The following is a 23,609-nucleotide window of genomic DNA, read 5'->3' as shown; positions in this document are numbered from 1 at the left end:
CCCTATTTGCGCAGGCGATGAAGAACCCGTTTCGCTCCCGAACGCCGAAGCCCAATCGCTATTATCAGGGGCCACCCAGCGACCATTACGACGGCAGCCGCTTCTTCAATCCGGACGGCACCCTGCCCAAGCCCTTCGTCGAGATCTTCGACCGCAAATTCTGGACCGAGCGGGCGAGGTGGCCGAAGGCGCGGCCAAGCCCGTTCCCGCAGGCCAAGCCGGCAAAATCGGTTGCCGATCTGCGCATCACCATGGTCGGCCACTCCTCGACGCTGATCCAGATGGACGGCGTGAACATCCTCTCCGACCCGGTCTGGTCGGACCGCGTCTCGCCCTTCTCGTTCGCAGGGCCCGCACGTGTCACCGCGCCTGGCATCAGCTTCGAGGATCTGCCGCCGATCCACTGCGTGCTCGTCTCGCACAATCACTACGACCACATGGACATGCCGACGCTGAAGCGGCTTCATGCAGTGCACGACCCGCTGGTGATCACGCCGCTCGGCAATGACAGCATCATCCATGCCAGCATCCCGAAGATGCGGATCGCCGCGCGCGACTGGGACGAGCGGGTGGAAGTGGCAGGCCTTTCCGTCACGCTCACGCCGGTCCATCACTGGTCGGCCCGCTGGATCGGTGATCGCCGCATGGCATTGTGGAGCGGCTTCATGATCGAAGGCCATGGTGCCCGCGTCTTCTTTGCCGGCGATACCGGCTTCGATGGCGGCCGCCCGTTCGAGCGGCTCACGGAGCGCTTCGGCCCGATCCGCCTGGCGCTCCTGCCCATCGGCGCCTATGAGCCGCGCTGGTTCATGGCGTCTCAGCATGAGGGTCCGGACGAGGCGGTCAAGGCCTTCCAGCTTTGCGGCGCAGCTTACGCGGTCGGCATCCACTGGGGCATGGTGCAATTGACCAACGAGGGCGTCGAAGCGCCGCGCGACATGCTTTTTGCGGAGCTCGATGGAGCCAATATCCCACGCACACGTTTTCGTGCGCTGGAAGCGGGCGAAAGCTGGGACATCCCTCCCCTCGAACACCCTGCAGAGCATGTCACGAGTGGAGAAGCCTGATGGGCGATTTGGTGAAATGGATCCTGATCCTCGCGGTGGTCGCGGTGGTCGCGGGCTGGCTCGGCTTCGGCGGCGTGTCGCGGATTGCCGGCGGCGGCGCCAAGATCCTGCTCGCCATTCTCGTGATCGGCATCATCCTGATCGGCCTGCTCTTCTACTTCGCCGCCGGCTCCATCACCTGATCGGAGGGAGAGCGGCGGGCTCGCGCTGGTATTCAGGAGTCGTTTCCGCCATATAGACGCCGGAAAAGAACAGGACTCCCGGCGTTACGATGTCTGCGCCCCACGAACCCACCGCCCCTTTCGCCAAGATGAACGGCCTCGGCAACGAAATCATCGTGGCCGACATGCGCGGAGGCACGGCCCGCGTTTCGTCCGGGGCCGCGATTGCGCTCGCGGGCGACCCCGCCACGCATTTCGATCAGATCATGGCGATCCATGACGCTGAGACGCCGGGCACCGATTATTTCATCCGCATCCTGAACGCCGACGGCTCCGCGGCCGGCGCCTGCGGCAATGGCATGCGCTGCGTGGTGGAAGCACTCGCTGCCGAAAACGGGCGCTCGAGCTTCACCTTCGAAACGCAAAGCGGCATTCTCACAGCAGAAGTGCGCGGTGACGGCTTGATTGCCGTCGACATGGGCGCGCCCCGCTTCGGCTGGCAGGATATTCCGCTCGCCGAAGAATTCCGCGATACCCGCGCGATCGAACTCCAGATCGGCCCCATCGACGCACCCGTGCTGCACTCGCCCTCCGTCGCCTCCATGGGCAACCCGCATGCGGTGTTCTGGGTCGATGAGGATGTCTGGTCCTATGCGCTCGACCGCTTCGGCCCGCTTCTCGAAAACCATCCCCTCTTTCCCGAGCGCGCCAACATCACGATCGCGCAGGTGCAATCGCCCGAGCGCCTCGTGATCCGCACTTGGGAACGCGGCGCCGGCCTCACGCGCGCCTGCGGTTCGGCGGCCTGTGCCGCGCTCGCTTGTGCAGCGCGCACCGGCCGCACGGAGCGCACGGCCACGGTCGTCGCCCCCGGCGGTGAGCTTCTCGTCGAATGGCGCACTGATGATCATGTGATCCTTACCGGCCCGGCCGAGTGGGAGTTTTCCGGCCGCTTCGATCCCGCCACCGGCGCTTGGGAGCGCGCGGACGCCGAGGCGGTGGCGTCGTGAGCCGGGGTCTCGACATCGTCACCTTCGGCTGCCGGCTCAACACCTACGAATCCGAAGTGATGCGCCGCGAGGCCGAGAGCGCCGGCTTGGGCGAGCTCGAAGGCGGTGCGGTCGTCTTCAACACCTGCGCGGTAACGGCGGAAGCCGTGCGCCAGGCGCGCCAGGCCATCCGCAAGGCGCGCCGCGAAAACCCGGATGCGCGCATCATCGTCACCGGCTGCGCCGCGCAGACCGAAGGCCAGAATTTCGCCGAGATGGCGGAAGTCGATCTGGTGATCGGCAACGAGGACAAGCTCAAAGCCCATTCCTATCGCGCCCTGCCCGATTTCGGCGTGAACTCCACCGAGAAGCTGCGCGTGGACGACATCATGAGCATCCGCGAAACGGCGGCGCATATGGTGGCTGCCGTGGAAGGACGCACGCGCGCCTTCGTGCAGATCCAGAACGGCTGCGACCACCGCTGCACCTTCTGCATCATCCCCTTCGGCCGCGGCCCTTCGCGCTCGGTGCCGATGGGGGCGGCGGTCGAAGAGATCCGCCGCATCACGCTCAACGGCCACGCGGAGGTGGTGCTGACGGGCGTCGATGCCACGAGCTACGGCGCAGACCTTCCCGGCGCACCGACGCTCGGCAAGCTGGTCAAGGCAGTGCTCAGGAACGTCCCCGAACTGCCGCGCCTGCGCCTGTCCTCCATCGATTCCGTCGAGGCCGACCCGGACCTGCGCGATGCCATCGCGAACGACCCGCGCCTGATGCCGCATCTGCATCTGTCGCTCCAGTCGGGCGACGATATGATCCTCAAGCGCATGAAGCGCCGCCATTCCCGCATGGATGCCATCCGCTTCTGCGAGGATATGCGGGCCGCGCGTCCCGGCATCGCCTTCGGCGCCGACCTGATCGCCGGCTTTCCGACCGAAACCGAGGAAATGTTCGAAAACTCGGTGAAGCTCGTGGAAGAATGCGGGCTCGCTTTTCTCCACGTCTTCCCCTTTTCGCCGCGCGAAGGCACGCCGGCGGCGCGCATGCCGCAGTTGCCGCGCGAACTCGTCAAGGAACGCGCCGCACACCTGCGCGAGGCGGGCGAGCGCGCCTATCGCCGCCATCTCGCGAGCATGGTCGGCACCACCCAGCGCCTTTTGCTCGAACGCGATGGCATAGGCCGCGCCGAGAACTTCACGCTTGTGGGCGTCGAAACCGGCGAGCCGGGCGCGATCCTGGACGCGCGGATCACCGCGCATGACGGCGAGAAGCTTCTCGCCATTCCTCTTCATTCCCGCGCGGCGGCCTGAGTTCCGATGGCATTCGATTTCCTCAAGAAGGTCTTTTCCTTCGGACCCAAAGCGGAAGAGCCGCAGGAGCCGCTGCCGCCTGCCGAGGTTCCCGCCGAGCCCGCGCCCGAAACCCCGCCCGCGCCCGCGCCGGAGCCCGCCCCTCAACCCGCGCCGGAAATCCCGGCGCCCGAGCAGCCTGCACCGGCACCCGAGACGCCCGCGGCACCGCCCGAAATCCCGACGCCGCAGCCCGAGGTTCCCGCAACGCCTCCTGTGGAAGTGCCTCAGACACCCGTCGAGGTGCCGCCCGCACCTGCGCCGGAAATCCCCGACACCTCGCCCGCCCAGCCAAATTATCCGCTGACCGACCTGCCGCCGGCGGAAGTGCAGCCGCCCTTGCGCCAGCCGCCGACGGTGATGAGCGACCCGATCGCGAGCGAGATCGCGCCAGAGCCCAGCTTTACTGCGCCGGCGCCCATCTCGCCTGCGCCCATCTCGCCTGCGCCCATCCCACCGGCGGAGCCGCGTTTCGCTGGCCGCGTCAGCGTCGGCCAGTCCGTGGAACGCCAAGGCGAGGTGGCGGCCCTTTCGCCGGCTGCCGCCCCCACCGGCTGGCTCCAGCGCATGCGCGCCGGCCTGCAACGCTCCTCGCGTGAACTCAGCGGCAACCTGTCCGGCGTCTTCACGAAGGGCCGCCTGACCGAAGAGATCGTCGAGGAACTGGAAGAGGTCCTGATCCGCGCCGATCTCGGCGCCGATACGGCGCTCCGCATTTCCGACGCGCTGGCATCGGGCCGCTACGGCTTCCAGACCACCGAAGCCCAGGTGCGCCAGGTCATGGCCGACGAGATGGTGCGCGTGCTCGATCCGGTCGCCAAGCCCCTCGAACTCGACATGAGCCACCGCCCGCACGTGATCCTCGTGGTCGGCGTCAACGGCACCGGCAAGACCACCACCATCGGCAAGCTCGCGGCGAAGCTGACCGCAGGCGGCCTGTCCGTGATGCTGGCCGCCGGCGACACGTTCCGCGCGGCCGCCATCGAGCAGCTGAAGATCTGGGGCGAGCGCACCGGCGCACCGGTCGTCTCGACGCGCCTCGGCGCGGATGCGGCGGGCCTCGCCTTCGAAGCCTTCGAAAAGGCCAAAGAAGCCGGCTCCGATGTGCTCATCATCGACACCGCCGGACGGCTTCAGAACAAGGCCGAGCTGATGGCCGAGCTCGAAAAGGTGGTCCGCGTGTTGAAGAAGCTCGACCCCGACGCGCCGCATACCGTGCTTCAGACGCTCGACGCGACGACGGGCCAGAACGCGCTCAATCAGGTGGAGATCTTCCGCAATGTGGCGGGCGTGAACGGATTGGTGATGACCAAGCTCGACGGCACCGCGCGCGGCGGCATCCTCGTCAACATCGCCGCGCGCCACAAGCTGCCCGTTTATTTCATCGGCGTGGGCGAAGGCGTGGACGATCTCGAACCCTTCAAGGCGCGCGACTTCGCGCGTGCGATTGCCGGGAGCCTTGCCTGATGGCCGAGCAGCCGATCATCGAGCGCGAGCCCACCGACCCGCGCAAGCGCGAGAAGGTCAGTCCCGCGCTGAAATTCGCGCTCGAAATGGGTCCAGGCCTCGTCTTCCTGTTCGTGACCCTGCGCGGCGCATGGCTGACGGAGAAGTTTCCGGCATTGGCTGCGTTCGGCGAACCGATCCTGCTCGCCACCGCTTTCTTCATGGCCGCGACCGCCATCTCGCTCAGCGTATCCTGGGTGCTGACGCGTTCGCTGCCCGTCATGCCGCTGGTATCCGCCGTGGTGGTCTTCGTGTTCGGGGCGCTGGCGCTCTACCTTCAGGACAAGGTCTTCGCCTTCATGAAGCCGACCATCATCAACGCCCTGTTCGGCGCGGTGTTGCTCGGCGGGCTGGTCTTCAAGCGCTCGCTTCTGGCCTATGTGTTCGACTCGGCCTTTTCGCTCGATGCCGAAGGCTGGCGGAAGCTGTCCTTCCGCTGGGGCCTGTTCTTCTTCTTCCTCGCCGTTCTCAACGAGGTGATCTGGCGCAATTTTTCCGAAGAGTTCTGGGCGCTCTTCAAGGTGGTCGGCGTGATGCCTATCACGCTTCTCTTCACGCTGACCCAGCTGCCGCTGATCATGCGCCACACGGTGGAAGAGAAGCCCGAGGCATGAGTGGCTTTCCAGTCCGTTAAGGTTGCACAGCGTTTAAGCGAGGCTTGCAAACTGTGCATTGCTGCGTTGCAGCATCTCACATTGCGGCGCAGCACTAATCGATTCATATTACCCAGCGACAGGGAGGAACAACTGGGCCGGCGGCAAGGGTGCCAAGGGCTCCAACATCAAGGGGTAACATGATGATCTCTCGTCTTCTCGCCGGTGCTCAGGACCGTATGGAAAAGCGCCGCCGCTACAACCGCCTCGTGAATGAAATCGTCGGCATGTCCAGCCGTGACATCTCCGACCTGCGCGCCGACCGTGGCCAGATGCTGCGCGACGCCTACCGCGAGGTCTACGGCGCCTGATATCGGCCCGTAACTTAATTTCCCAAACTAGACGGCCTCGAAGGCACATCGCCTTCGGGGCCGTTTTGTTTCTGGTGCCAGGATCAAGACTGGTTCGGTCAGCCAGCCAATACGCAACGAGGCGAAACCGTTGGGCAGGTCTACTTCCACGCGATCCAGCGGCCGTGGAAGTCGCAATCCGCCAGATGACGCGTCTTCGCGCCCGGCCATGTGGTGAGCGTCAGCGCGGCGAAAGGCTCAGTGCCGGCGGGTGCGCTGGCCGGCTCCATCCGGAGCCATGCAAGCGGCCTGTCCGCGCTGGCCCCTTCCCCCGCCTCGACCATCAGTTCCACGATCGCCTGCCGCGTTTCCTCGGGCAGATATTGCCAGACCACCGAATGCATCAGCACGGTGCCCTCACCGCTCTTGCGCTCTGAAAGCATGCGCCGCACGGCATCCGTCGCCTCGGCGCGACGCACCCGCACGCGCTCTTCCTGCGCGATGCCCACCGCCGCATCGAGCCGTTCGAGCCGCGCCGTCTGGTCGGGCCACACGAACGAGCGCAGGCGCGTGACCTGCTCGGGCACGAAGAGCGAGACCGGCGCACGGTCGCTGCCCTGCCGGCTGACGATGCGCAGGTCCCCCTCGAGCGGCACGGGCTCGGCCAGCAATTCGGGCGCGAGTTGCACGGCCGATTGCGGGTCGCCCCATGCCTGTTCGCCGTACTGGTAATGGAACCGGTCGAGACAGAGATTGAGCCCGGCACTCGAACCGATCTCGTGAAGCGCCAATGGCAGGTTCCATTCGCGCGACAGCAGAAGCAGGCCCGGCAGCAGCATCGCCGAGCGCCCCACTTCGTTGGTCTGGGGCGGGCTGTCGAGCGCGCGCGACAAGGCGCGGTCATGGTTGCGGAACGTGGCTGGCAGAAGCGCCCGCAGGATGAAGGCATTGGCCGCGCGCGGCGGAAAAGCGGCCGACAGAACCGGATCGCGCTGGTTGAGCACGAGCGCATGAAGCCCGCCGCACAGGCGCAAGGCCAACGCATCGGCATTCGGGTCGCCATCCCAGCCCAGAACGCGCCGGCCCGTCTCGGTGCTCTCGTCCAACGCAGCGATCACCGCGCGGCAGAGGCCTGCGGTGAAAGGCGAGCCGAGCCGTTCGCAGGCCTGCGCCTGCGCCTCGAAATGCTCCGCGATAGTGCCCCGATCCGCCAACTGGTCCCCGCTTTGGTCAGAAGCAGTCTAGCGGAATTTGGTTAAGGGGATTTTTTGGAAGAGGTTGTGTGGGTCAGCAATGCGAGCGGAGACGCCACCCCCACCCCTTACCCCTCCCCACAGGTGGGAGGGGAGGACGTTATTGTCGAGAAAGCTCGCGAAGCTTGGCGCCGAGCTTAGAGAGGATGATGAGAGGTTGGCGACCCCCTCCCCCTTGTGGGGAGGGGTAAGGGGTGGGGGTGACGTCGATACCAAACACGACGCCTGCTACCCCAGCGCCACAGCACGCCTACCCCGCCAGCGCCTTCTCGATTGCCAGCATCACCTCGCCCCGCAAACTCTCCTTTGTCAGCGGTCCGACATGCTTGAACAGGATCGTCCCATCCTTCCCCACCACGAAACTTTCCGGCACGCCATACACGCCCCAGTCGATCGCCGCCCGGCCCGCCGGATCGACGCCGATCTCGCGAAACGGATTGCCGAGTTCACGCAGGAAGCCCAGCGCCTTCGGGCCCTGGTCCTTGTAGTTGATGCCGGCGATGGTGACGCGCGGGTCGCGCGCGAGTTCGAGGAGCAGCGGATGCTCCTCGCGGCAGGGCGCGCACCACGAGGCCCAGACATTCACCAGCGTCACGCGCCCCTTGAAGCGCGCGGGCTCGAAACCGGGCAGGCCGGCCCCTTCGAGGGCGGGAAGCGGGTCGTTGGGCGCAGGCGCACCGATCAGCGCGGACGGAATGGTCGCGGCATCACGGCCCGACAGAAGCTGCGCCAGAAACAGCGCTGCCAGCCCGGCAAAGAGCAGGAACGGCAGAAGCAGCAGCGGGCGGATGCGCCGTGGCGACGCGTCATGCGTTTCCGTCATCGCGCGTTCGACCGGCGCCTGACACCCTGCGCGTCGAGCGCGGCAAGCTCCCTGCGGCGCAGGCGGCCGTCGATCGCGACCCAGAGGGCCAGGCCGGCAATGCCGAGAAAGGCCACCCCATAGGCCGCCAGAACGAAGAGGTCGTGCCGGTCCACGCCTACCCCCCTGCCCGGCGTGCCGCGACCCGGCGCATGGCGGCAACGCGGCGCCGCCAGATCTCGACGCGCATCGCGGCCAGATGCAGCGCGAAGAACAGCAGCGAGAAGCCGGTGGCGGAAACCAGCAGCGGCACGAGCATCGAGGGATCGACCGTCGGCCCATCCATGCGGAACACGGACGCGCCCTGGTGCAGCGTGTTCCACCACTCGACCGAGAACTTGATGATCGGGATATTGACGAAGCCGACCAGGGTCAGAACCGCCACCACGCGCGCGGCCCGGCCGGGGTCGTCGAGCGCACGGTTGAGCGCGATCAGCCCGAGATACATCAGGAAAAGCACGAAGACGGAGGTGAGCCGCGCATCCCACACCCACCACGTCCCCCACATCGGCTTGCCCCAGATCGAGCCGGTGGCCAGTGCAAGCGCGGTGAAAACGGCGCCGATCGGAGCCGCGGCCCTCAGCGCCACATCCGCAAGGGGATGGCGCCAGATCAGCGTGCCGAGCGCGGAACACGCCATCACCGTGTAGCAGAGCATGGACAACCAGGCGAAGGGCACGTGGATATACATGATCCGCACGGTGGTGCCCTGCTGGTAGTCTTCGGGCGCCAGAAAGCCGAGCACGAGCCCGGCGACGGTCACCGTGATCGCGAGTGCGATAAGCCAAGGCAGGATGCGGCCGGACAGTTGGAGAAAGCGCGTCGGGTTCGCGAGGCTGCTGATCAGCCCCGTCGGTGCGCGCTCCCCCTGCCTGCTGGCTTCGCTCATGGTTCCGGTCCGGCGTTTATGGGGAGTTTTTACGGGCTGGAAAGTGCGGAGGCAATCGACCAAAGGCCGCAGCCCCTAACTCCGCCGCAGCACCCCCTGCAGCACGTCCCTTATCCCGATCGCCCCCACGAACCGCGACGTGTCGTCCAGCAGTGCCACGGGCGCGGTCTGCGAGCGGTGCATGGCGAGCATCACGGTTTTGAGTGGCGTCCCGGGGCTGGCCCAGAACACGAAAGGCGCGTCGGCCGGCAGCGCGTCGAGGTCGTCGCACGAAACCCAGGCGGCGGGGCGGCCCTCGCGTTCGGCGGCGACCACCAACCCGTCCGGGCCGACCTTGAAGCGCGTGGTGTTGCGGCGGTCGAGCCAGAGCCAGCCATCCTCGCCGGCAGGCTCCAGATCGCGCCGGTCGCGCATCACGTTCCAGGCGGTCAGCACCGACATCGGGTTCACGTTGGAAATGAACTCGCGCACATAATCGTTGGCGGGTTTCAGGACGATCTCTTCCGGCGCACCGGTCTGCACGATGCGCCCGCCCTCCATGATGGAAATGCGGTTGCCGATCTTGAGCGCTTCCTCGAGGTCGTGGGACACGAAGATGATCGTCTTCCTCAGCGTCTTCTGCAGCTGCAGCAACTCGTCCTGAAGCTTGGTGCGGATCAGGGGATCGAGCGCGGAAAAGGGTTCGTCCATGAGCAGGATCGGCGCTTCGGTGGCGAAGGCGCGCGCCAGGCCCACGCGCTGCTGCATGCCGCCCGACAGTTCATGCGCATATTTGCCCGCCCACTGGTCGAGACCGACGAGCTGCAACTGGCGCGCCACGCGCTCCTTGCGCTCGGATGCGGAGACGCCGGCCAATTCAAGCCCGAAGCCGACATTCTCGGCCACCGTGCGCCAGGGCAAAAGCGCGAATTGCTGGAAGACCATCGCCACACGCTCCTGCCGGATGCGCCGCAGCGTTGCCTTGTCGCAAGCCGTCACATCGACGGCGCGGTCGCCGTCCTTGACCATCACCGTACCCCGCGAGGGCACGTTGAGAAGGTTGACCGCGCGCAGAAGCGTGGACTTGCCCGAACCCGACAGGCCCATCAGCACCGAAATCTCGCCCTCGGCGATCGCGAGGCTCGCGCCCGCGCAGCCGAGCACGGCACCGGTTTCGCGCAGGATCTGCTCGCGGCTCGCGCCTTGGTCGATCATCGCCAGCGCCCGGCGCTGCTCCTCGCCGAAAACGATATCGACGTCCTTGAATTCGACGGCATGGGTCACGGGAGCACTGGTCATCGGCGAACACCTCCGCCGATGCGGCTCATCCGGTCGAGGATGATGGCGAGCACGACGATGGCCAAGCCCGCTTCGAGCCCGAGCGGGATGTTGACCGAATTCAGCGCCCGCACCACCGGCTTGCCGAGCCCGTTGGCCCCGATAAGCGCCGCGATCACCACCATGGACAGCGACAGCATGATGCACTGGGTCAGCCCCGCCATGATGGTGGGAAGGGCTGCCGGCAGTTCCACCTTCCAGAGCAGTTGCCGCCTGGTAGCCCCGAACGCCTCGCCCGCTTCGAGCATGGGTTTGGGCACCGAGGTGATGCCGAGATAGGTCAAACGGATCGGCGCAGGGGCCGCGAAGATCACGGTGACGATCAGCCCGGGCGCGACACCCAGCCCGAACAGGATCAGCACGGGAATGAGATAAACGAAGGTCGGCATGGTCTGCATCAGGTCCAGCACCGGCTGGAGCAGGTGGTACACACGCGGATTGTGTGCGGCCCAGATGCCGACGGGCACGCCGATGGCCATGGAAGCGGCGGCGGCCGAAACCACCAGCACCACCGTTTCGATGGTTTCCTTCCAGAGCCCCTGATTGATGATGAAGAGCAGCCCGAGCGCGACGCCGAGCGCGAGCTTCCACGAACGCTGGAGAAACCAGGCAAGGGCCGCGATCAGGATCACCAGCACGAGCGGCGGGACCATCAGGAGATAGGCGGACGCGCCGCCCAGCACGGAAGAAAGCGCGCTGGCGATCGAGTCGAAGAACCACGCGAAATTGGCCGTCAGGAAATCGAAGAAGAGCTTGCCCCATCGCCCGACGGGGATCTTCTCGGAAAGGATTTCAGGCAGCCAATTCAATGGAGCGGGTCCTCCCATCGCAAGTCCAGCGAAACTGTGCAGCGGTTTTGCGCCCAAAATTGCGGCAGCATTGATGAATGAGAAAACGGCGCCGCTCGAAAAAATGCGCGGCGCCGTCTGAATAAGAGCGAAAGGTTAAGAGCCGAGCGCGGTCTTCACCGCCGCCGCGGCGTCACCGCCATCGAAGGTCGTCACGCCCGAAAGCCATGGCGTCACCGCATCCGGGTTGGCCTTGAGCCACTCGGTCGCGGCCGCCTTGCCCTCGGCCCCGTCGTTCAGGATCTTGCCCATGATCTCGTTTTCCATCGGCAAGGAAAAGGACAGATTCTGCAGGAACTTGCCGACATTCGGGCACTCGCTCGTATAGCCCGCGCGCACATTGGTAGCGACGATGGCACCGCCATAGTTCGGCCCGAACACCTCGTCGCCGCCTTCCAGATATTTCATCTTGATGTTGGCGTTCATCGGATGCGGCTCCCAGCCGAGGAAGACCACGTCCTGCTTCGAGCCGCCTGCCTTCTGCACCGCCGAAAGCATGCCCGCTTCCGAGCTTTCCACCAGTTCGAAGCCCTTCAGCCCAAACTTGTCGCCGTCGATCATGGTCTGGATCAGGCGGTTGCCGTCATTGCCGGCCTCGATGCCGTAGATCTTGTTGTCGAGCTTGTCCTTGAACTTCGCGATATCGGCAAAGCTCTTGAGGCCTTGGCTATAGGTGTATTCGGGCACGGCCAGCGTGTATTTCGCGCCTTCGAGATTGGTGCGCAGCGTCTCGACCGTCTTGTTTTCGAGGTATGGCTTGATGTCGGCTTCCATGGTCGGCATCCAGTTGCCGAGGAACACGTCGATGTCCTTGCTCGACAGCGAGGAATAGGTCACCGGCACCGACAGGATCTGCGTTTCGGGCGTATAGCCGAGCGCTTCGAGCACCACGGACGCGGTCGCGGTGGTGGCGGTGATGTCGGTCCAGCCGACATCCGAGAAGCGCACGGTCTTGCAGGCTTCGGGCTCGGCGGCGAGCGCCGGCACCGCGAGCGCGGACAGTGCCAGAGCGGCGAGAACGGTTTGGTGGCGCATGATCGGAAATCCCCCTGATTGGCCTTGGCGAGAGCCCAAGGCTGCGAATGGATCGGCTGAAACGATGTTCCGCCTGAATGCGTCAAGCAATCACCATTTGGCGCGCGGTTCAAGGCACGGAGCACGTCATTCCCTGCCGTGCGAAGACCAATCGCCCGCAGGAGATACCCGCAGGAGATTGTTGTGAGCCCTCCCGCACCCTATCTCCGCTGCTCACAGCCGCGTGACTGACCGAAAGCCGACGACTGCCCATGCTCGATCCGATCATCTCATTCTTCACCCGCCTGTTCTACTGGATCGGACGCGGCATCGGTTATCTGGTCGGGCTGATCCTCTGGCCTTTCCTCTGGCTCGGGCGCTGGTACGGCACGCGCGGGCTGATCCTGAAGGCGGTGCTCGGCGCATTGCTCGTGCTCGTCGTCGGGCTTTACGGCTATTTCTTCTGGACCACCCAGCGCTGGACGAATTTCGATCCTCTCTATGCGCAGGCCTATGGCGTCAACGCGGCCAATGCCGATGCCGGCCAGCCGGTGGGTCAGGCCGTGGTGCCTGAAACAGGCGCGACGGCGCCGGCCGCGGCCGATGCGGCGACCGCCGGCGAAGGGGCGGCCCGCACCTGTTTGAGTTCGCAGATCGTGCGCGTCACCGCCGATCTCACCGATTTCAACGTGAACCAGAACCCATGGGTCTCCTCCATGGTGCTCTACAAGCTCGGCTTCTTCGGCCTCGACTGGGACCGCACGCCCTTCTTCGACAACAAGGCGGCCTTCCAGCGCGGCATCAACCAGGCGGCACGGCGCACGTCCACCGAACTCGTCGAAGTCTTGGGCCGGGTGCGCGCCACCTCCTCCATCGACAACGACCTGCAAAAGGCGCGCGGCGATCTGCAATTCGACGAGGAAACTTGGTATCTCGGCGCGACCCCGCCCTGGCTTCGCACGCCGACGCCGACCTATTACCGTTCGGCCATCACCTCACTGCGCGCTTTCAACGACCGCTTGCAGAAATGCGAAGCCGTGTTCGATGCCCGCGCCGACAATCTCGCCCGCTTCATCGACCGCGTGTCCAACGATCTCGGCTCCACCGCCGCGATCCTGTCCGAGCGCTCCGAGAATTATGACGGCGGCTGGTTCGACACGCGTGCCGACGACCGCTTCTGGTTCGCCTATGGCCAACTGTACGGCTATTACGGCGTGCTGACTGCGGCCCATGCCGACTTCCGCGACGTGATCGCCCAGCGCGGCCTGACCCAGCTCTGGACCCGCCTCGAGGAACAGCTCGCGCGTGCCCTGCGCGTTCAGCCCGCGATCATCGCCAACGGCGCGGAAGACAGCATCCTGATGCCCTCCCACCTTGCCACCATCAACGCCTATGTCCTGCGCGTGAACGCGGTGCTGGAAGAAACGCGCTCGGTGCTGGAGCGCTGAGCGTTTTCCCTGATGCGAATAGCGCTTTGACGGCATCAATCGCTGCCCTTATTCCTTTCATTTGTTGAGCGGTGCACCAAAGCATCGCCTCGGAAAAACAAACGAGGGGAAGAAATGGCCGAGTTCAAGACAGACATCGAGATCGCGCGCGCAGCGCATAAGAGGCCGATCACCGAGATCGGCGCGAAACTCGGCATTCCGGCCGAGGACCTGGTTCCATACGGTCACGACAAGGCGAAGATTTCAGCGCGCTTCATCAAGGGCCTCGAGAACAAGCCCGACGGCAAGCTGATCCTCGTGACGGCCATCAACCCCACACCGGCCGGCGAAGGCAAGACCACGACCACGGTGGGCCTGAGCGACGGGCTCAACCGCATCGGCAAGCGCGCCATCACCTGCATCCGCGAAGCCTCGCTCGGCCCCAATTTCGGCGTCAAAGGGGGCGCGGCCGGCGGCGGCCATGCGCAGATCGTGCCGATGGAGGACATGAACCTCCATTTCACCGGCGATTTCCACGCGATCACGACCGCCCACAACCTGCTCTCTGCGCTGGTCGACAACCACATCTATTGGGGCAATGAGCTTGAGATCGACACGCGCCGCGTGACGTGGCGCCGCGTGATGGACATGAACGACCGCGCGCTGCGCTCGGTGGTGACCTCGCTCGGCGGCGTCGCCAACGGCTACCCGCGCGAAGCGGGCTTCGACATCACGGTGGCGTCCGAGGTGATGGCGATCCTGTGCCTGTCGCGCGATCTGGAGGACCTCGAAAAGCGGCTCGGCGACATCATCGTCGCCTATCGCCGCGACAAGAGCCCGGTCTTCGCGCGCGACCTCAAGGCTGACGGTGCCATGGCGGTTCTCTTGAAGGACGCGATGCAGCCCAACCTCGTGCAAACGCTCGAGAACAACCCGGCCTTCGTCCATGGCGGGCCATTCGCGAATATCGCCCATGGCTGCAATTCGGTGGTGGCGACGACCACCGCGCTCAAGCTCGCCGACTATGTGGTGACCGAAGCGGGCTTTGGCGCCGATCTCGGCGCGGAAAAATTCTTCGACATCAAATGCCGCAAGGCTGGTCTGAAGCCGGCCGCCGCCGTCATCGTCGCGACCGTACGCGCGATGAAGATGAATGGCGGCGTGAAGAAGGACGATCTCGGCCACGAGAACGTCGAGGCCGTGAAAAAGGGGTGCGCCAATCTCGGCCGCCACATCGAGAACGTGAAGCAGTTCGGCGTGCCGGTTGTGGTCGCGGTCAACCACTTTACCGCCGACACCGACGCCGAAATCCAGGCGATGAAGGATTTCGTGGCGTCTCTCGGCGCGGAAGCCATTCTGTGCAAGCACTGGGCGAACGGCTCGGCGGGCATCGAGGAGCTGGCGCACAAGGTGGTGCAGCTGGCCGAATCCGGCGCCGCGCAGTTCGCGCCGCTTTATCCCGACGAGATGAAGCTGTTCGACAAGATGGATACGGTCGTGAAGCGCATCTATCGCGGGCTGGAAGCCATCGCCGACAAGCCCGTGCGCGACCAGCTCCATGCCTGGGAAGCGGCGGGCTACGGCAACCTGCCCGTCTGCATGGCAAAGACGCAGTATTCCTTCTCGACCGATCCGGCCCTGCGTGGCGCGCCGGTGGATCATGTGGTGCCGATCCGCGAAGTGCGGCTTTCCGCGGGTGCCGGCTTCGTGGTGGCCATCTGCGGGGAGATCATGACCATGCCGGGCCTGCCCAGGGTGCCGTCTTCGGAGAAGATCTTTCTCAACGAACAGGGACAGATCGAGGGCTTGTTCTAAAGCTTCGCACCCGGAGGCTTGAGGAACCCCGTTTTCGCGCCATTCTTTTCGATGCGGCGCCCCTTCGGCGCAGCGAGAAGGGGAGAGGGATCATGGGCGAAGCCGTGATTGCACGGGGCGGGGGCGGGCTGATCGACGCCGCGCTCGAATGGGTGTCGCGCGGCGTCGAGGTGGCCGGCGTTTCGGTGATCGTCCTGGGCGCGGTGATCGCCGCGGTTCAGGCGCTTTTGCTGCTGCGCTCGTCCGATACGGCCCACCTCGCCTATCATGCCTTTCGCCAAAGGCTCGGGCGAACCATCCTCTTGGGGCTGGAACTCCTGGTCGCCGCCGACATCATCGGCACGGTCGCGGTCGAACCCACGCTTCAGAACGTGCTGATCCTCGCGCTGATCGTTCTGATCCGCACCTTCCTGTCCACCTCGCTCACCGTCGAGATCGAAGGCCGCTGGCCGTGGAGCCCCGAGCGCAAGGAGACCGCGTCATGACCGGCTGGGACCTGCATGCGCTGGGGTTGAACACGCTCGAACAGGATGCGCTCGACATCTTTCTGCGCCTTCTCGCCGCCGGCCTGCTCGGCGCCATGATCGGCTTCGAGCGGCGTGTGCACCACAAGGCCATCGGCATTGCCGGCATGATCCTGATCGCGGTGGGCTCCACCACCTATATGCTGCTCGCCACGCGTCTTGCCGAAACCGATCCGAGTTCGGTCAGCCGCACGCTGCAAGGCTTCCTGTCGGGCATCGGTTTCCTGGGCGGCGCCGTGATCTTCAAGAGCGGCTTCGACGTGAAGGGCATCAAGGCGGCCGCCGCCATCTGGATCACCGGCGCGCTGGGACTGGCGATCGCGACGAACTATTGGGGCCTGGGGCTCGTGGTCGGGCTTGTCACCGCCATCATCCTTTTCGTGGCCGACAGTTTCCCCGATGAAGTGAGGGAAGCCAAGCAGGAGCCCGACGCGCGGGAATGATCGTATCATGATGTTCAGCCGGTTCCGCTTCGACGGAAGACGCCCTTTCGCCAGCCTGACCGATCAGGAAATCCTCGCTTTGGCGATTTCCTCCGAGGAAGAGGACGGCCGCATCTACGCAACCTATGCCGAGCGCCTGCGGAGTACCTATCCGGCATCCGCCGCCGTGTTCGACGGCATGGCGGCGGAAGAGGACGAGCACCGCCGTCGGCTGATCGAGGCCTACCGCCGCCGCTTCGGCGAGGTGATCCTGCCGGTCCGGCGCGAGCATGTCGCCGATTTCTACCCGCGTCGCCCCGTCTGGCTGGTCGAGACGCTCGGTCTCGAGCGCACCCGCGCCGAGGCCGCGAACATGGAAAAGGAGGCGCGCGACTTCTACTTCGCCGCGGCAGGACGAACGGGGGATGCCGCGACGCGCCAGTTGCTGGGCGACCTGGCTGCGGCCGAAAGCGGCCATATGCGCTCCGCCGAAAGACTGGAACAGGAAAACCTGCCCCTCGACACCCGCTCGGAAGAGGATCTGGCCGAGCGCCGGCAGTTCATTCTCACCTGGGTTCAGCCGGGTCTCGCGGGGCTCATGGACGGCTCGGTTTCCACGCTCGCCCCGATCTTCGCGACCGCCTTTGCCACACGCGATCCGTGGACCACATTTCTGATCGGGCTTTCGGCGTCGGTCGGCGCCGGCATATCCATGGGTTTCACCGAAGCCGCCCATGACGACGGAAAGATTTCGGGCCGTGGTTCGCCGCTCAAGCGGGGGCTGGCGTCCGGCGTGATGACCGCGATCGGCGGCCTGGGCCACGCCCTGCCCTATCTGATTCCATCCTTCTGGACGGCGACCGCGCTTGCGCTCGTGGTGGTCTTCGCCGAACTGTGGGCCATCGTCTGGATCCAGAACCGCTATATGGAAACCCCGTTCTTTCGCGCGGCGGTTCAGGTTTTGCTCGGCGGCGGCCTCGTGCTCGCGGCCGGCATCCTGATCGGCAGTGGCTGAGCCGCATCACGAAGCGTTAGCCAATTCAGCATGATGTGATGAACCCGGGCCCATCACCGCTTGATAGTAAGCATGCATATATTATATGTGGCTTATGGAATCGCCCGGTTATGAACGCTTAGGCCCGCTGGTCCACGATGTGGCCCGCCTGCTGCGCCGCTCTTTCGAGCGGCGGATCAGCGATGGCAGCCTGTCGGCGACGCAAGGCCGCGCGCTGATTCTGGTCGCGAAAAGCGAAGGCATGCCGCAGGCGCGGCTAGCCGACCTGCTCGAAATCGAGCCGATCAGCGTGTCCCGCCTGCTCGACCGCATGGAAGATGGCGGCTGGGTCGAGCGCCGCCCCGATCCCACCGATCGCCGCGTGCGCAGCGTTTATCCGACCGACAAGAGCCGCGCGGTGCTCCACGAGGTCCGAAGCGTGGCGGGCGATGTTTATGAGGAAGCGCTCAAAGGTCTCTCCCCCGACGAGCGCAAGGCCCTGATCCATGGGCTTCAGGTGATGTCAGAGAATCTGTCCGATGGCGCGGCACTGGCCTGCCAGGCGGACGCAAAGGTGACGGCATGAACGCGATCACGAAATTCGACAAGGCTGAGCCGGCAAAGCTCCCCGAGGCGCTCAACGACGAGCCCGCGCGCGAGGCGCTGGGCGAGGTGAACCGCGAGGCGGAAGCCAAGCGCGAGCCGACAGCCCCGGCCGCCCTTCCCGCTTCGGCACCGGTTGCCGCGCCCGCGCCCGCCATGGCGCCCGAGCCGCAGCCGGCACCGGGCAAGCCTAAGCGCCGGGACACCCGCTATTTCCTGATGGCGGCCCTGCCGCTCGCGCTGGTGGCCGGCGGCTCCTACGTCTATGTCACCGGCGGGCGCATCCAGGAAACCGAGAACGCCAATATCCGCCAGCCGCGCGTGATCGTGGCGAGCCAGGTGTCTGGTCGCATCCAGAACGTCAATTTCGCCGACAATCAGACGGTCAAGGGCGGCGACGTGCTCTTCACGGTCGATCCCGCGCCCTACCGCATCGCGCTTCAACAGGCTGAAGCTTCGCTCGCCGGCGCGCGCCTTCAGGTCGAGCAGCTGCGCTCGGCCTATGGCCAGGCGGTGGCGCAGGAACAGTCGGCGAACAATGAGGTGTCCTACCTCAAGACCGAACTCGGCCGGCAGTCGGCGCTGAACACGCGCGGCATCGCGGCCCGCTCCTCGCTCGACACCGCCCAGCGCGATCTCGACAAGGCGCGTGACGCGAGCCGTGCGGCAGCCCAGGCCGTGGCGGGTGCGAAGGCGGCGCTCGGCGGCGATCCGGATATCGAAACCGACACCCATCCAAGCGTGCTCGCGGCTCTCGCCGCCCGCGACAAGGCCGCCTACGATCTCGACCAGACCACCGTGCGTGCGCCGACCGACGGCATCATCTCGCAGGCGGCGTCCGTCAAGGCCGGCCAGTTCGTGGCGATCGGCACCGGCCTCTTCTCGCTGGTCGAGACCGGCGACACCTGGATCGATGCGAACTTCAAGGAAACGCAGCTGACCCATATGACGGTCGGCCAGGAAGCGGAAGTCGAGCTCGACACCTTCCCCGGCCAGCCGCTTCACGCCAAGGTCGACGCGATCGGCGCCGGCACGGGTGCGGAGTTCTCGCTCCTGCCCGCCCAGAACGCCACCGGCAACTGGGTGAAGGTCACCCAGCGCATCCCGGTGCGGCTCAAGCTCGAAGAGAACGACGCCAAGCTTCTGCTGCGCACCGGCATGAGCGCGGACGTGTCCGTCGATACGGGCATGGCGCGGGGCATTCCGCACTGGATCGCGGAATGGGCGCCCGGCTGGTCCACCGCCTGGGCGGCCGACCTGAACAAGGCGAACTGACCTTAAGGCTCACCCGGCTTGACCTCGGCCGGGTGGGTCTCCTTTTCTTCGAGGCCGGAAGTTTGTCGCCGCCCGCGTTGCCGATGCGCGCTTGCGGCCTGTGGCGCGGAAAGCCCGCGTCCGAGGAGCTGTTCCGCCAATGAGCGCCACCACCACCATGCAGGCACCTGCCGCCGCTGCCGGCGGGTTTCCCCATCGCGGCCTGATCACCGTTTCGATCATGCTCGGCACCATCATGCAGGTGCTCGACACCACGATCGCGAACGTGGCTTTGCCGGACATGGTGGGCGATCTCAACGCCAGCCAGGACACGATCAACTGGGTCCTGACCTCCTATATCGTCGCCGCCGCCATCATGACGCCGCTCACCGGCTGGCTGTCCGACCGCTTCGGCCGCCGCGAGCTGTTCTTGACCTCCATTGCCGGCTTCACGATCACCTCCATGATGTGCGGGCTCGCTTGGAGCCTCGAAACCATGGTGCTGTTCCGCGTGCTGCAGGGCCTGTTCGGTGCCGCCATCGTGCCGCTCAGCCAGACCTTTCTGCTCGACATCAATCCTAAGGAAAACCACGGCTCGGCCATGGCGCTCTGGGGTGCCGGCATCATGGTCGGCCCGATCATCGGCCCGACGCTCGGCGGCTGGCTGACCGAGACGCTCAACTGGCGCTATGTGTTCTTCGTCAACCTGCCGGTCGGCATCATCGCGTTTCTGGGCTCCGCTGCCTATCTCCCCCGCATTGCGACGCGCCTGCGCGGCTTCGATTTCTTCGGCTTCGCCATGCTCTCGCTGGGCGTGGGCGCGCTGCAGCTGATGCTCGACCGCGGCGGCGAGGTGGACTGGTTCTCGGCGGCCGAAATCTGGATCGAGCTCGGCCTGTCGCTCACCGGCTTCTGGGTGTTCACCATTCATCTGGCCACCGCCAAGAACCCGTTTATCGATCCGACCATCTTCCGCGACCGCAATTTCGTGACCGGTCTGATCTTCATCTTCGTGGTCGGCGTGATCCTGCTCGCGAGCTTGGCACTCTTGCCGCCGATGCTGTCGCGCCTGTTCAACCATTCCACCACGCTGACCGGCCTCGTGATGGCCCCGCGCGGCGTGGGCACCATGATCTCGATGCTTCTGGTGGGCAAACTGGTGAAGCTGATCGACGCGCGTCTGTTGGTCACCGCCGGGCTCTCGCTGACCGCGCTTTCGCTCTACTGGATGACCGGCTTCACGCCGCAGATGGACGATCACATCATCATCGTCTCGGGTGTCGTGCAGGGATTGGGCCTGGGCCTCGTCTTCGTGCCGCTTTCCACGGTCGCCTTCGCCACGCTCCCGCCGCGCTTCCGAACCGACGCGACGAGCCTGTTCAGCCTCGTGCGAAACCTCGGCTCCTCGATCGGTATCTCGGTCGTGACGGTGATCCTGACGCGCAACACGCAGATCAACCATGCCGAGCTCAGCACGGCCGTCACGCCCTTCAACCCGAATCTCTGGGCCATCTCGCCGCTCGCCGCGCGGGGCGATCCGACCGCACTGTCGCAGGTGGACAGTCTGGTGAACGCGCAGGCGCTGATGGTGTCTTACGTGGACGACTTCAAGCTGATGATGCTGGTGACGCTCGCCGCCATGCCGCTCGCCCTCTTCCTGCGCAAGCCGCAGGCTGCAGGTGGCGCGGGGGCTCCTGCGGTGCACATGGATTGAATGAGCCATTGCGTGCGGCGCGGTTCCCCGCTAACACTCCTCCCATGATCGTCAAGCACGCAAACGCGAACTGGTGGTGGCAGCCGAACTAGCGGCCGCTCCCTTGCGCATGCGTGCAAGACACTCCAAGTGGCCGCAACGGAATTCTCCGGGCGGCCTTTTTCTTTGACCGTCGCCCGAACAAAGATCAGGGAACGGGTTCAATGACAGCAGAAGTTTCGGCGGACGGGACCGAGCGCTACACGACCGAAGGCGGGATCGAGGTCGCCCGCCGCCGCCGGGCCGTGCCCTATCAGGGCGCCATCGATGGCTTCATCGACGCGCTCGACACGCGGCGCGGCGCGGTCTTTTCCTCGAACTACGAATATCCGGGCCGCTACACGCGCTGGGACACGGCCATCGTCGATCCGCCCTTGATGGTGTCCTCGCGCGACCGTTCGGTGCGCATCGAAGCGCTGAACAAGCGCGGAGAGGCGCTGATGCCGGCCTTCGCCCGCGCGGTGAAGGCGCTCAGTGAGGTGAGCGTCGAGGAGGAAACCGGCACGCTGCTCCATTTGCGCGTTGCCACGCCGCCCGCGATCCTGACCGAAGAGGAACGCTCCCGCGCGCCCTCCGTCTTCTCCGTGCTCCGCGCCATCGTCGCCTTGTTCCGCTCCTCCGAGGACCCCAATCTCGGCCTGTTCGGCGCCTTCGGCTACGATCTCGCCTTCCAGTTCGATCCCATCACCCACACGCTCGCGCGGCCCCAGACCCAGCGCGATCTCGTGCTCTACCTGCCCGACGAAATCCTCGTGGTCGATCACTACTCGGCCAAGGCCTGGATCGACGCCTATGAGTTTTCGGGCGAGGATTTCGCGACCGACGGCATCGCCCGCGAGGAAACCGAGGCGCCCTTCCAGACCACCGACCGCATTCCCGGTCGCGGCGACCATGAGCCCGGCGAATATGCGGCGCTCGTGCGCAAGGCCATGCCGAGTTTTCATCGCGGCGATCTGTTCGAGGTGGTTCCGGGCCAGACCTTCTACGAGACCTGCGCCTCGCGGCCTTCCGCCATTTCGCGGCGGCTCAAGAGCATCAACCCCTCGCCCTATTCCTTTTTCATCAATCTCGGCGAGAACGAGTTCCTGATCGGCGCCTCGCCCGAGATGTTCGTGCGCGTGCAGGGCCGCCGCGTCGAGACCTGCCCGATCTCGGGCACCATCAAGCGCGGCGAGGACGCGATCGCGGACTCCGAGCAGATCATCAAACTGCTCAACTCCAAGAAGGACGAGTCCGAGCTGACCATGTGCTCGGATGTGGACCGCAACGACAAGAGCCGCGTCTGCGAGCCGGGTTCGGTGCGCGTGATCGGCCGCCGCCAGATCGAGATGTATTCGCGGCTGATCCACACCGTGGACCATATCGAGGGCCGTTTGCGCCCCGAGATGGACGCCTTCGACGCGTTCCTTTCCCACGCCTGGGCCGTCACCGTCACCGGCGCGCCCAAGCTCTGGGCCATGCGCTTCATCGAGGAGCACGAGAAGAGCCCGCGCGCCTGGTATGGCGGGGCGGTCGGCATGGTGCATTTCAACGGCGACCTCAACACCGGCCTCACCTTGCGCACAATCCGGCTGAAGGACGGCATCGCCGAGGTCCGCGCGGGCGCGACGCTGCTCTTCGATTCGATCCCCGAGGAGGAGGAAGCTGAAACCGAACTCAAGGCATCGGCCATGCTCGCCGCCATTCGCGAAGCCCGCGCGGGCAATGCGCCCGCGCCCGAGCGCGTGCCCTCGCGCGTCGGCGAAGGCGTCAACATCCTCCTCGTCGATCACGAGGACTCATTCGTCCACACGCTCGCGAACTATTTCCGCCAGACGGGAGCCAATGTCTCCACCGTGCGCGCGCCGGTGCCCGAGGAACTCTTCGAGCGCCTCAAGCCCGACCTCGTGGTGCTTTCCCCCGGCCCCGGCCTGCCCAAGGATTTCGACTGCGCGGCAACCATCAAGAAGGCGCGCAGCCGCGATCTGCCGATTTTCGGCGTGTGCCTGGGGCTGCAAGCGCTGACCGAGGCTTACGGCGGCACCTTGCGGCAACTGCATGTGCCGGTCCACGGCAAACCCTCGCGCATCAACGTGTCGAAGCCGGGCGTGATCTTCTCGGGGTTGCCGAAGGAAGTGACGGTCGGCCGTTACCACTCGATCTTCGCCGATCCCGTGCGCCTGCCCGACGACTTCACGGTGACGGCCGAAACCGAGGACGGCGTGATCATGGCCTTCGAGCACCGCAAGGAGCCGGTCGCGGCCGTTCAGTTCCACCCGGAATCGATCATGTCGCTCGGCTCGGATGCCGGCATGCGCATGATCGAGAACGTCGTGGCGCACCTGCCCAAGCGGAAAAGGGAAAAGGCGGCCTGAGCGCCGCCGCCGCATTCTGATTTCCGCCTGAGGTAAGCCGGCTCAGGGTACTGGGGCGGCCTCCTGCTTCAGCGCCCGGGCGCGCCGGCCATCACCCGGACGCCGACCGCGCGCGGCCCCTCGATCATGCCGTCGATCACGCCCTTGCGTCGACGCGGCGGCATGCGTCGGGCATCGGCACCATCTCGACAGAGCCGGACCGCTCGGCCATAGCTGCCCCATGATCCAGGCCGACTCGCACACAGTGACCGGTGCCGCTCCCGAA

General features: G+C 65.7%; 23 protein-coding genes. 16 read left to right on the top strand and 7 right to left on the bottom strand.

The window, feature by feature from the left end; all coding sequences use genetic code 11:
• Positions 1-17: 17 nt before the first annotated feature.
• The 7 genes from NGM99_RS15095 to NGM99_RS15065 all read left to right on the top strand — a co-directional run bounded on the left by NGM99_RS15095 (position 18) and on the right by NGM99_RS15065 (position 6,036).
• Positions 18-1,067, top strand: a complete 1,050-nt coding sequence (locus NGM99_RS15095; protein ID WP_252820350.1) for an MBL fold metallo-hydrolase — start codon at positions 18-20, stop codon at positions 1,065-1,067.
• A complete protein-coding gene (locus NGM99_RS15090; protein ID WP_252820349.1) occupies positions 1,067-1,249 on the top strand; it encodes a DUF1328 family protein in 183 nt (60 codons plus the stop codon). Before NGM99_RS15095 ends, NGM99_RS15090 begins: the two co-directional genes overlap by 1 nt.
• A gap of 89 nt (positions 1,250-1,338) precedes the next feature.
• Positions 1,339-2,238, top strand: a complete 900-nt coding sequence (gene dapF / locus NGM99_RS15085; RefSeq protein ID WP_252820347.1) for a diaminopimelate epimerase — start codon at positions 1,339-1,341, stop codon at positions 2,236-2,238.
• A gap of 59 nt (positions 2,239-2,297) precedes the next feature.
• Complete coding sequence (mtaB, locus tag NGM99_RS15080; RefSeq protein ID WP_252820809.1) at positions 2,298-3,527, top strand: tRNA (N(6)-L-threonylcarbamoyladenosine(37)-C(2))-methylthiotransferase MtaB; 1,230 nt, start codon at positions 2,298-2,300, stop codon at positions 3,525-3,527.
• 6 nt (positions 3,528-3,533) lie between these two features.
• Positions 3,534-5,033, top strand: a complete 1,500-nt coding sequence (ftsY, locus tag NGM99_RS15075; protein WP_252820345.1) for a signal recognition particle-docking protein FtsY — start codon at positions 3,534-3,536, stop codon at positions 5,031-5,033.
• Positions 5,033-5,686: a septation protein A gene (locus NGM99_RS15070; RefSeq protein ID WP_252820343.1), complete on the top strand. Its 654-nt coding sequence runs from the start codon at positions 5,033-5,035 to the stop codon at positions 5,684-5,686. Before ftsY ends, NGM99_RS15070 begins: the two co-directional genes overlap by 1 nt.
• Positions 5,687-5,868: 182 nt before the next feature.
• Positions 5,869-6,036, top strand: a complete 168-nt coding sequence (locus NGM99_RS15065; protein WP_252820342.1) for a hypothetical protein — start codon at positions 5,869-5,871, stop codon at positions 6,034-6,036.
• A 140-nt stretch (positions 6,037-6,176) separates the two neighbouring features.
• On the opposite strand, the gene NGM99_RS15060 is transcribed toward NGM99_RS15065, so the two are convergent.
• The 7 genes from NGM99_RS15060 to NGM99_RS15030 all read right to left on the bottom strand — a co-directional run bounded on the left by NGM99_RS15060 (position 6,177) and on the right by NGM99_RS15030 (position 12,219).
• Complete coding sequence (locus NGM99_RS15060; RefSeq protein WP_252820340.1) at positions 6,177-7,229, bottom strand: DUF2332 domain-containing protein; 1,053 nt, start codon at positions 7,227-7,229, stop codon at positions 6,177-6,179.
• 289 nt (positions 7,230-7,518) lie between these two features.
• Entirely contained in the window at positions 7,519-8,091 is a 573-nt protein-coding gene (locus NGM99_RS15055) for a DsbE family thiol:disulfide interchange protein (RefSeq protein WP_252820338.1), read from the bottom strand.
• Entirely contained in the window at positions 8,088-8,246 is a 159-nt protein-coding gene (gene ccmD, locus NGM99_RS15050; protein ID WP_252820336.1) for a heme exporter protein CcmD, read from the bottom strand. Before ccmD ends, NGM99_RS15055 begins: the two co-directional genes overlap by 4 nt.
• Before the next feature lie 2 nt (positions 8,247-8,248).
• Entirely contained in the window at positions 8,249-9,019 is a 771-nt protein-coding gene (locus NGM99_RS15045) for a heme ABC transporter permease (protein ID WP_252820334.1), read from the bottom strand.
• A 75-nt stretch (positions 9,020-9,094) separates the two neighbouring features.
• On the bottom strand, positions 9,095-10,282 hold the full coding sequence (choV, locus tag NGM99_RS15040; RefSeq protein ID WP_252820807.1) for a choline ABC transporter ATP-binding protein: 1,188 nt from the start codon (positions 10,280-10,282) through the stop codon (positions 9,095-9,097).
• Between the two features lie 11 nt (positions 10,283-10,293).
• The gene (choW, locus tag NGM99_RS15035; protein WP_252820333.1) at positions 10,294-11,163 is read right to left on the bottom strand and encodes a choline ABC transporter permease subunit; all 870 of its coding nucleotides are present in this window, start codon (positions 11,161-11,163) and stop codon (positions 10,294-10,296) included.
• A gap of 117 nt (positions 11,164-11,280) precedes the next feature.
• Positions 11,281-12,219 carry a choline ABC transporter substrate-binding protein gene (locus NGM99_RS15030; RefSeq protein ID WP_252820330.1) on the bottom strand — a complete coding sequence of 313 codons (939 nt, stop codon included), beginning with the start codon at positions 12,217-12,219 and terminating at the stop codon, positions 11,281-11,283.
• A gap of 251 nt (positions 12,220-12,470) precedes the next feature.
• Between NGM99_RS15030 and NGM99_RS15025 the strand changes: the two genes are divergently transcribed.
• From NGM99_RS15025 to NGM99_RS14985, 9 genes are all read left to right on the top strand, one after another.
• Positions 12,471-13,646: a DUF2333 family protein gene (locus tag NGM99_RS15025; protein ID WP_252820329.1), complete on the top strand. Its 1,176-nt coding sequence runs from the start codon at positions 12,471-12,473 to the stop codon at positions 13,644-13,646.
• A gap of 114 nt (positions 13,647-13,760) precedes the next feature.
• Entirely contained in the window at positions 13,761-15,440 is a 1,680-nt protein-coding gene (locus NGM99_RS15020) for a formate--tetrahydrofolate ligase (protein ID WP_252820327.1), read from the top strand.
• Between the two features lie 92 nt (positions 15,441-15,532).
• Positions 15,533-15,925 (top strand): DUF1622 domain-containing protein, encoded by a 393-nt coding sequence (locus tag NGM99_RS15015; protein WP_252820325.1) that lies wholly within the window; start codon positions 15,533-15,535, stop codon positions 15,923-15,925.
• The gene (locus NGM99_RS15010; protein WP_252820324.1) at positions 15,922-16,407 is read left to right on the top strand and encodes an MgtC/SapB family protein; all 486 of its coding nucleotides are present in this window, start codon (positions 15,922-15,924) and stop codon (positions 16,405-16,407) included. Before NGM99_RS15015 ends, NGM99_RS15010 begins: the two co-directional genes overlap by 4 nt.
• 10 nt (positions 16,408-16,417) lie before the next feature.
• Positions 16,418-17,401 (top strand): iron exporter MbfA, encoded by a 984-nt coding sequence (gene mbfA, locus NGM99_RS15005; protein ID WP_252820805.1) that lies wholly within the window; start codon positions 16,418-16,420, stop codon positions 17,399-17,401.
• A gap of 85 nt (positions 17,402-17,486) precedes the next feature.
• The gene (locus tag NGM99_RS15000) at positions 17,487-17,966 is read left to right on the top strand and encodes a MarR family winged helix-turn-helix transcriptional regulator (RefSeq protein WP_353937426.1); all 480 of its coding nucleotides are present in this window, start codon (positions 17,487-17,489) and stop codon (positions 17,964-17,966) included.
• The gene (locus tag NGM99_RS14995; protein WP_435371438.1) at positions 17,963-19,258 is read left to right on the top strand and encodes an HlyD family secretion protein; all 1,296 of its coding nucleotides are present in this window, start codon (positions 17,963-17,965) and stop codon (positions 19,256-19,258) included. The genes NGM99_RS15000 and NGM99_RS14995 overlap by 4 nt, the downstream gene beginning before the upstream one ends.
• Positions 19,259-19,397: 139 nt before the next feature.
• Positions 19,398-20,951 (top strand): DHA2 family efflux MFS transporter permease subunit, encoded by a 1,554-nt coding sequence (locus tag NGM99_RS14990; RefSeq protein ID WP_252820322.1) that lies wholly within the window; start codon positions 19,398-19,400, stop codon positions 20,949-20,951.
• A gap of 203 nt (positions 20,952-21,154) precedes the next feature.
• On the top strand, positions 21,155-23,344 hold the full coding sequence (locus NGM99_RS14985; protein WP_252820321.1) for an anthranilate synthase: 2,190 nt from the start codon (positions 21,155-21,157) through the stop codon (positions 23,342-23,344).
• The last annotated feature ends 265 nt before the right edge of the window (positions 23,345-23,609 follow it).

This window comes from Mesorhizobium liriopis (assembly GCF_024053505.1).
Lineage (GTDB): Bacteria > Pseudomonadota > Alphaproteobacteria > Rhizobiales > Rhizobiaceae > Mesorhizobium_B > Mesorhizobium_B liriopis.
The sequence above is the reverse complement of the archived record's forward strand: the minus strand, read 5'-3'. Positions and strand labels throughout refer to the sequence as shown.

Coding starts and splice junctions, on each gene's coding strand:
- NGM99_RS15095 (WP_252820350.1), top strand. CDS start 18: ATGAAGAACCCGTTTCGCTCCCGAACGCCGAAGCCCAATCGCTATTAT.
- NGM99_RS14985 (WP_252820321.1), top strand. CDS start 21,155: ATGACAGCAGAAGTTTCGGCGGACGGGACCGAGCGCTACACGACCGAA.
- NGM99_RS15030 (WP_252820330.1), bottom strand. CDS start 12,219: ATGCGCCACCAAACCGTTCTCGCCGCTCTGGCACTGTCCGCGCTCGCG.
- NGM99_RS15020 (WP_252820327.1), top strand. CDS start 13,761: ATGGCCGAGTTCAAGACAGACATCGAGATCGCGCGCGCAGCGCATAAG.
- NGM99_RS15025 (WP_252820329.1), top strand. CDS start 12,471: ATGCTCGATCCGATCATCTCATTCTTCACCCGCCTGTTCTACTGGATC.
- NGM99_RS15090 (WP_252820349.1), top strand. CDS start 1,067: ATGGGCGATTTGGTGAAATGGATCCTGATCCTCGCGGTGGTCGCGGTG.
- NGM99_RS15000 (WP_353937426.1), top strand. CDS start 17,487: ATGTGGCTTATGGAATCGCCCGGTTATGAACGCTTAGGCCCGCTGGTC.
- NGM99_RS15070 (WP_252820343.1), top strand. CDS start 5,033: ATGGCCGAGCAGCCGATCATCGAGCGCGAGCCCACCGACCCGCGCAAG.
- NGM99_RS15010 (WP_252820324.1), top strand. CDS start 15,922: ATGACCGGCTGGGACCTGCATGCGCTGGGGTTGAACACGCTCGAACAG.
- dapF (WP_252820347.1), top strand. CDS start 1,339: ATGTCTGCGCCCCACGAACCCACCGCCCCTTTCGCCAAGATGAACGGC.
- NGM99_RS15015 (WP_252820325.1), top strand. CDS start 15,533: ATGGGCGAAGCCGTGATTGCACGGGGCGGGGGCGGGCTGATCGACGCC.
- NGM99_RS15065 (WP_252820342.1), top strand. CDS start 5,869: ATGATCTCTCGTCTTCTCGCCGGTGCTCAGGACCGTATGGAAAAGCGC.
- NGM99_RS15045 (WP_252820334.1), bottom strand. CDS start 9,019: ATGAGCGAAGCCAGCAGGCAGGGGGAGCGCGCACCGACGGGGCTGATC.
- NGM99_RS14995 (WP_435371438.1), top strand. CDS start 17,963: ATGAACGCGATCACGAAATTCGACAAGGCTGAGCCGGCAAAGCTCCCC.
- NGM99_RS14990 (WP_252820322.1), top strand. CDS start 19,398: ATGAGCGCCACCACCACCATGCAGGCACCTGCCGCCGCTGCCGGCGGG.
- ftsY (WP_252820345.1), top strand. CDS start 3,534: ATGGCATTCGATTTCCTCAAGAAGGTCTTTTCCTTCGGACCCAAAGCG.
- mbfA (WP_252820805.1), top strand. CDS start 16,418: ATGTTCAGCCGGTTCCGCTTCGACGGAAGACGCCCTTTCGCCAGCCTG.
- mtaB (WP_252820809.1), top strand. CDS start 2,298: ATGCGCCGCGAGGCCGAGAGCGCCGGCTTGGGCGAGCTCGAAGGCGGT.
- NGM99_RS15055 (WP_252820338.1), bottom strand. CDS start 8,091: ATGACGGAAACGCATGACGCGTCGCCACGGCGCATCCGCCCGCTGCTG.
- choW (WP_252820333.1), bottom strand. CDS start 11,163: ATGGGAGGACCCGCTCCATTGAATTGGCTGCCTGAAATCCTTTCCGAG.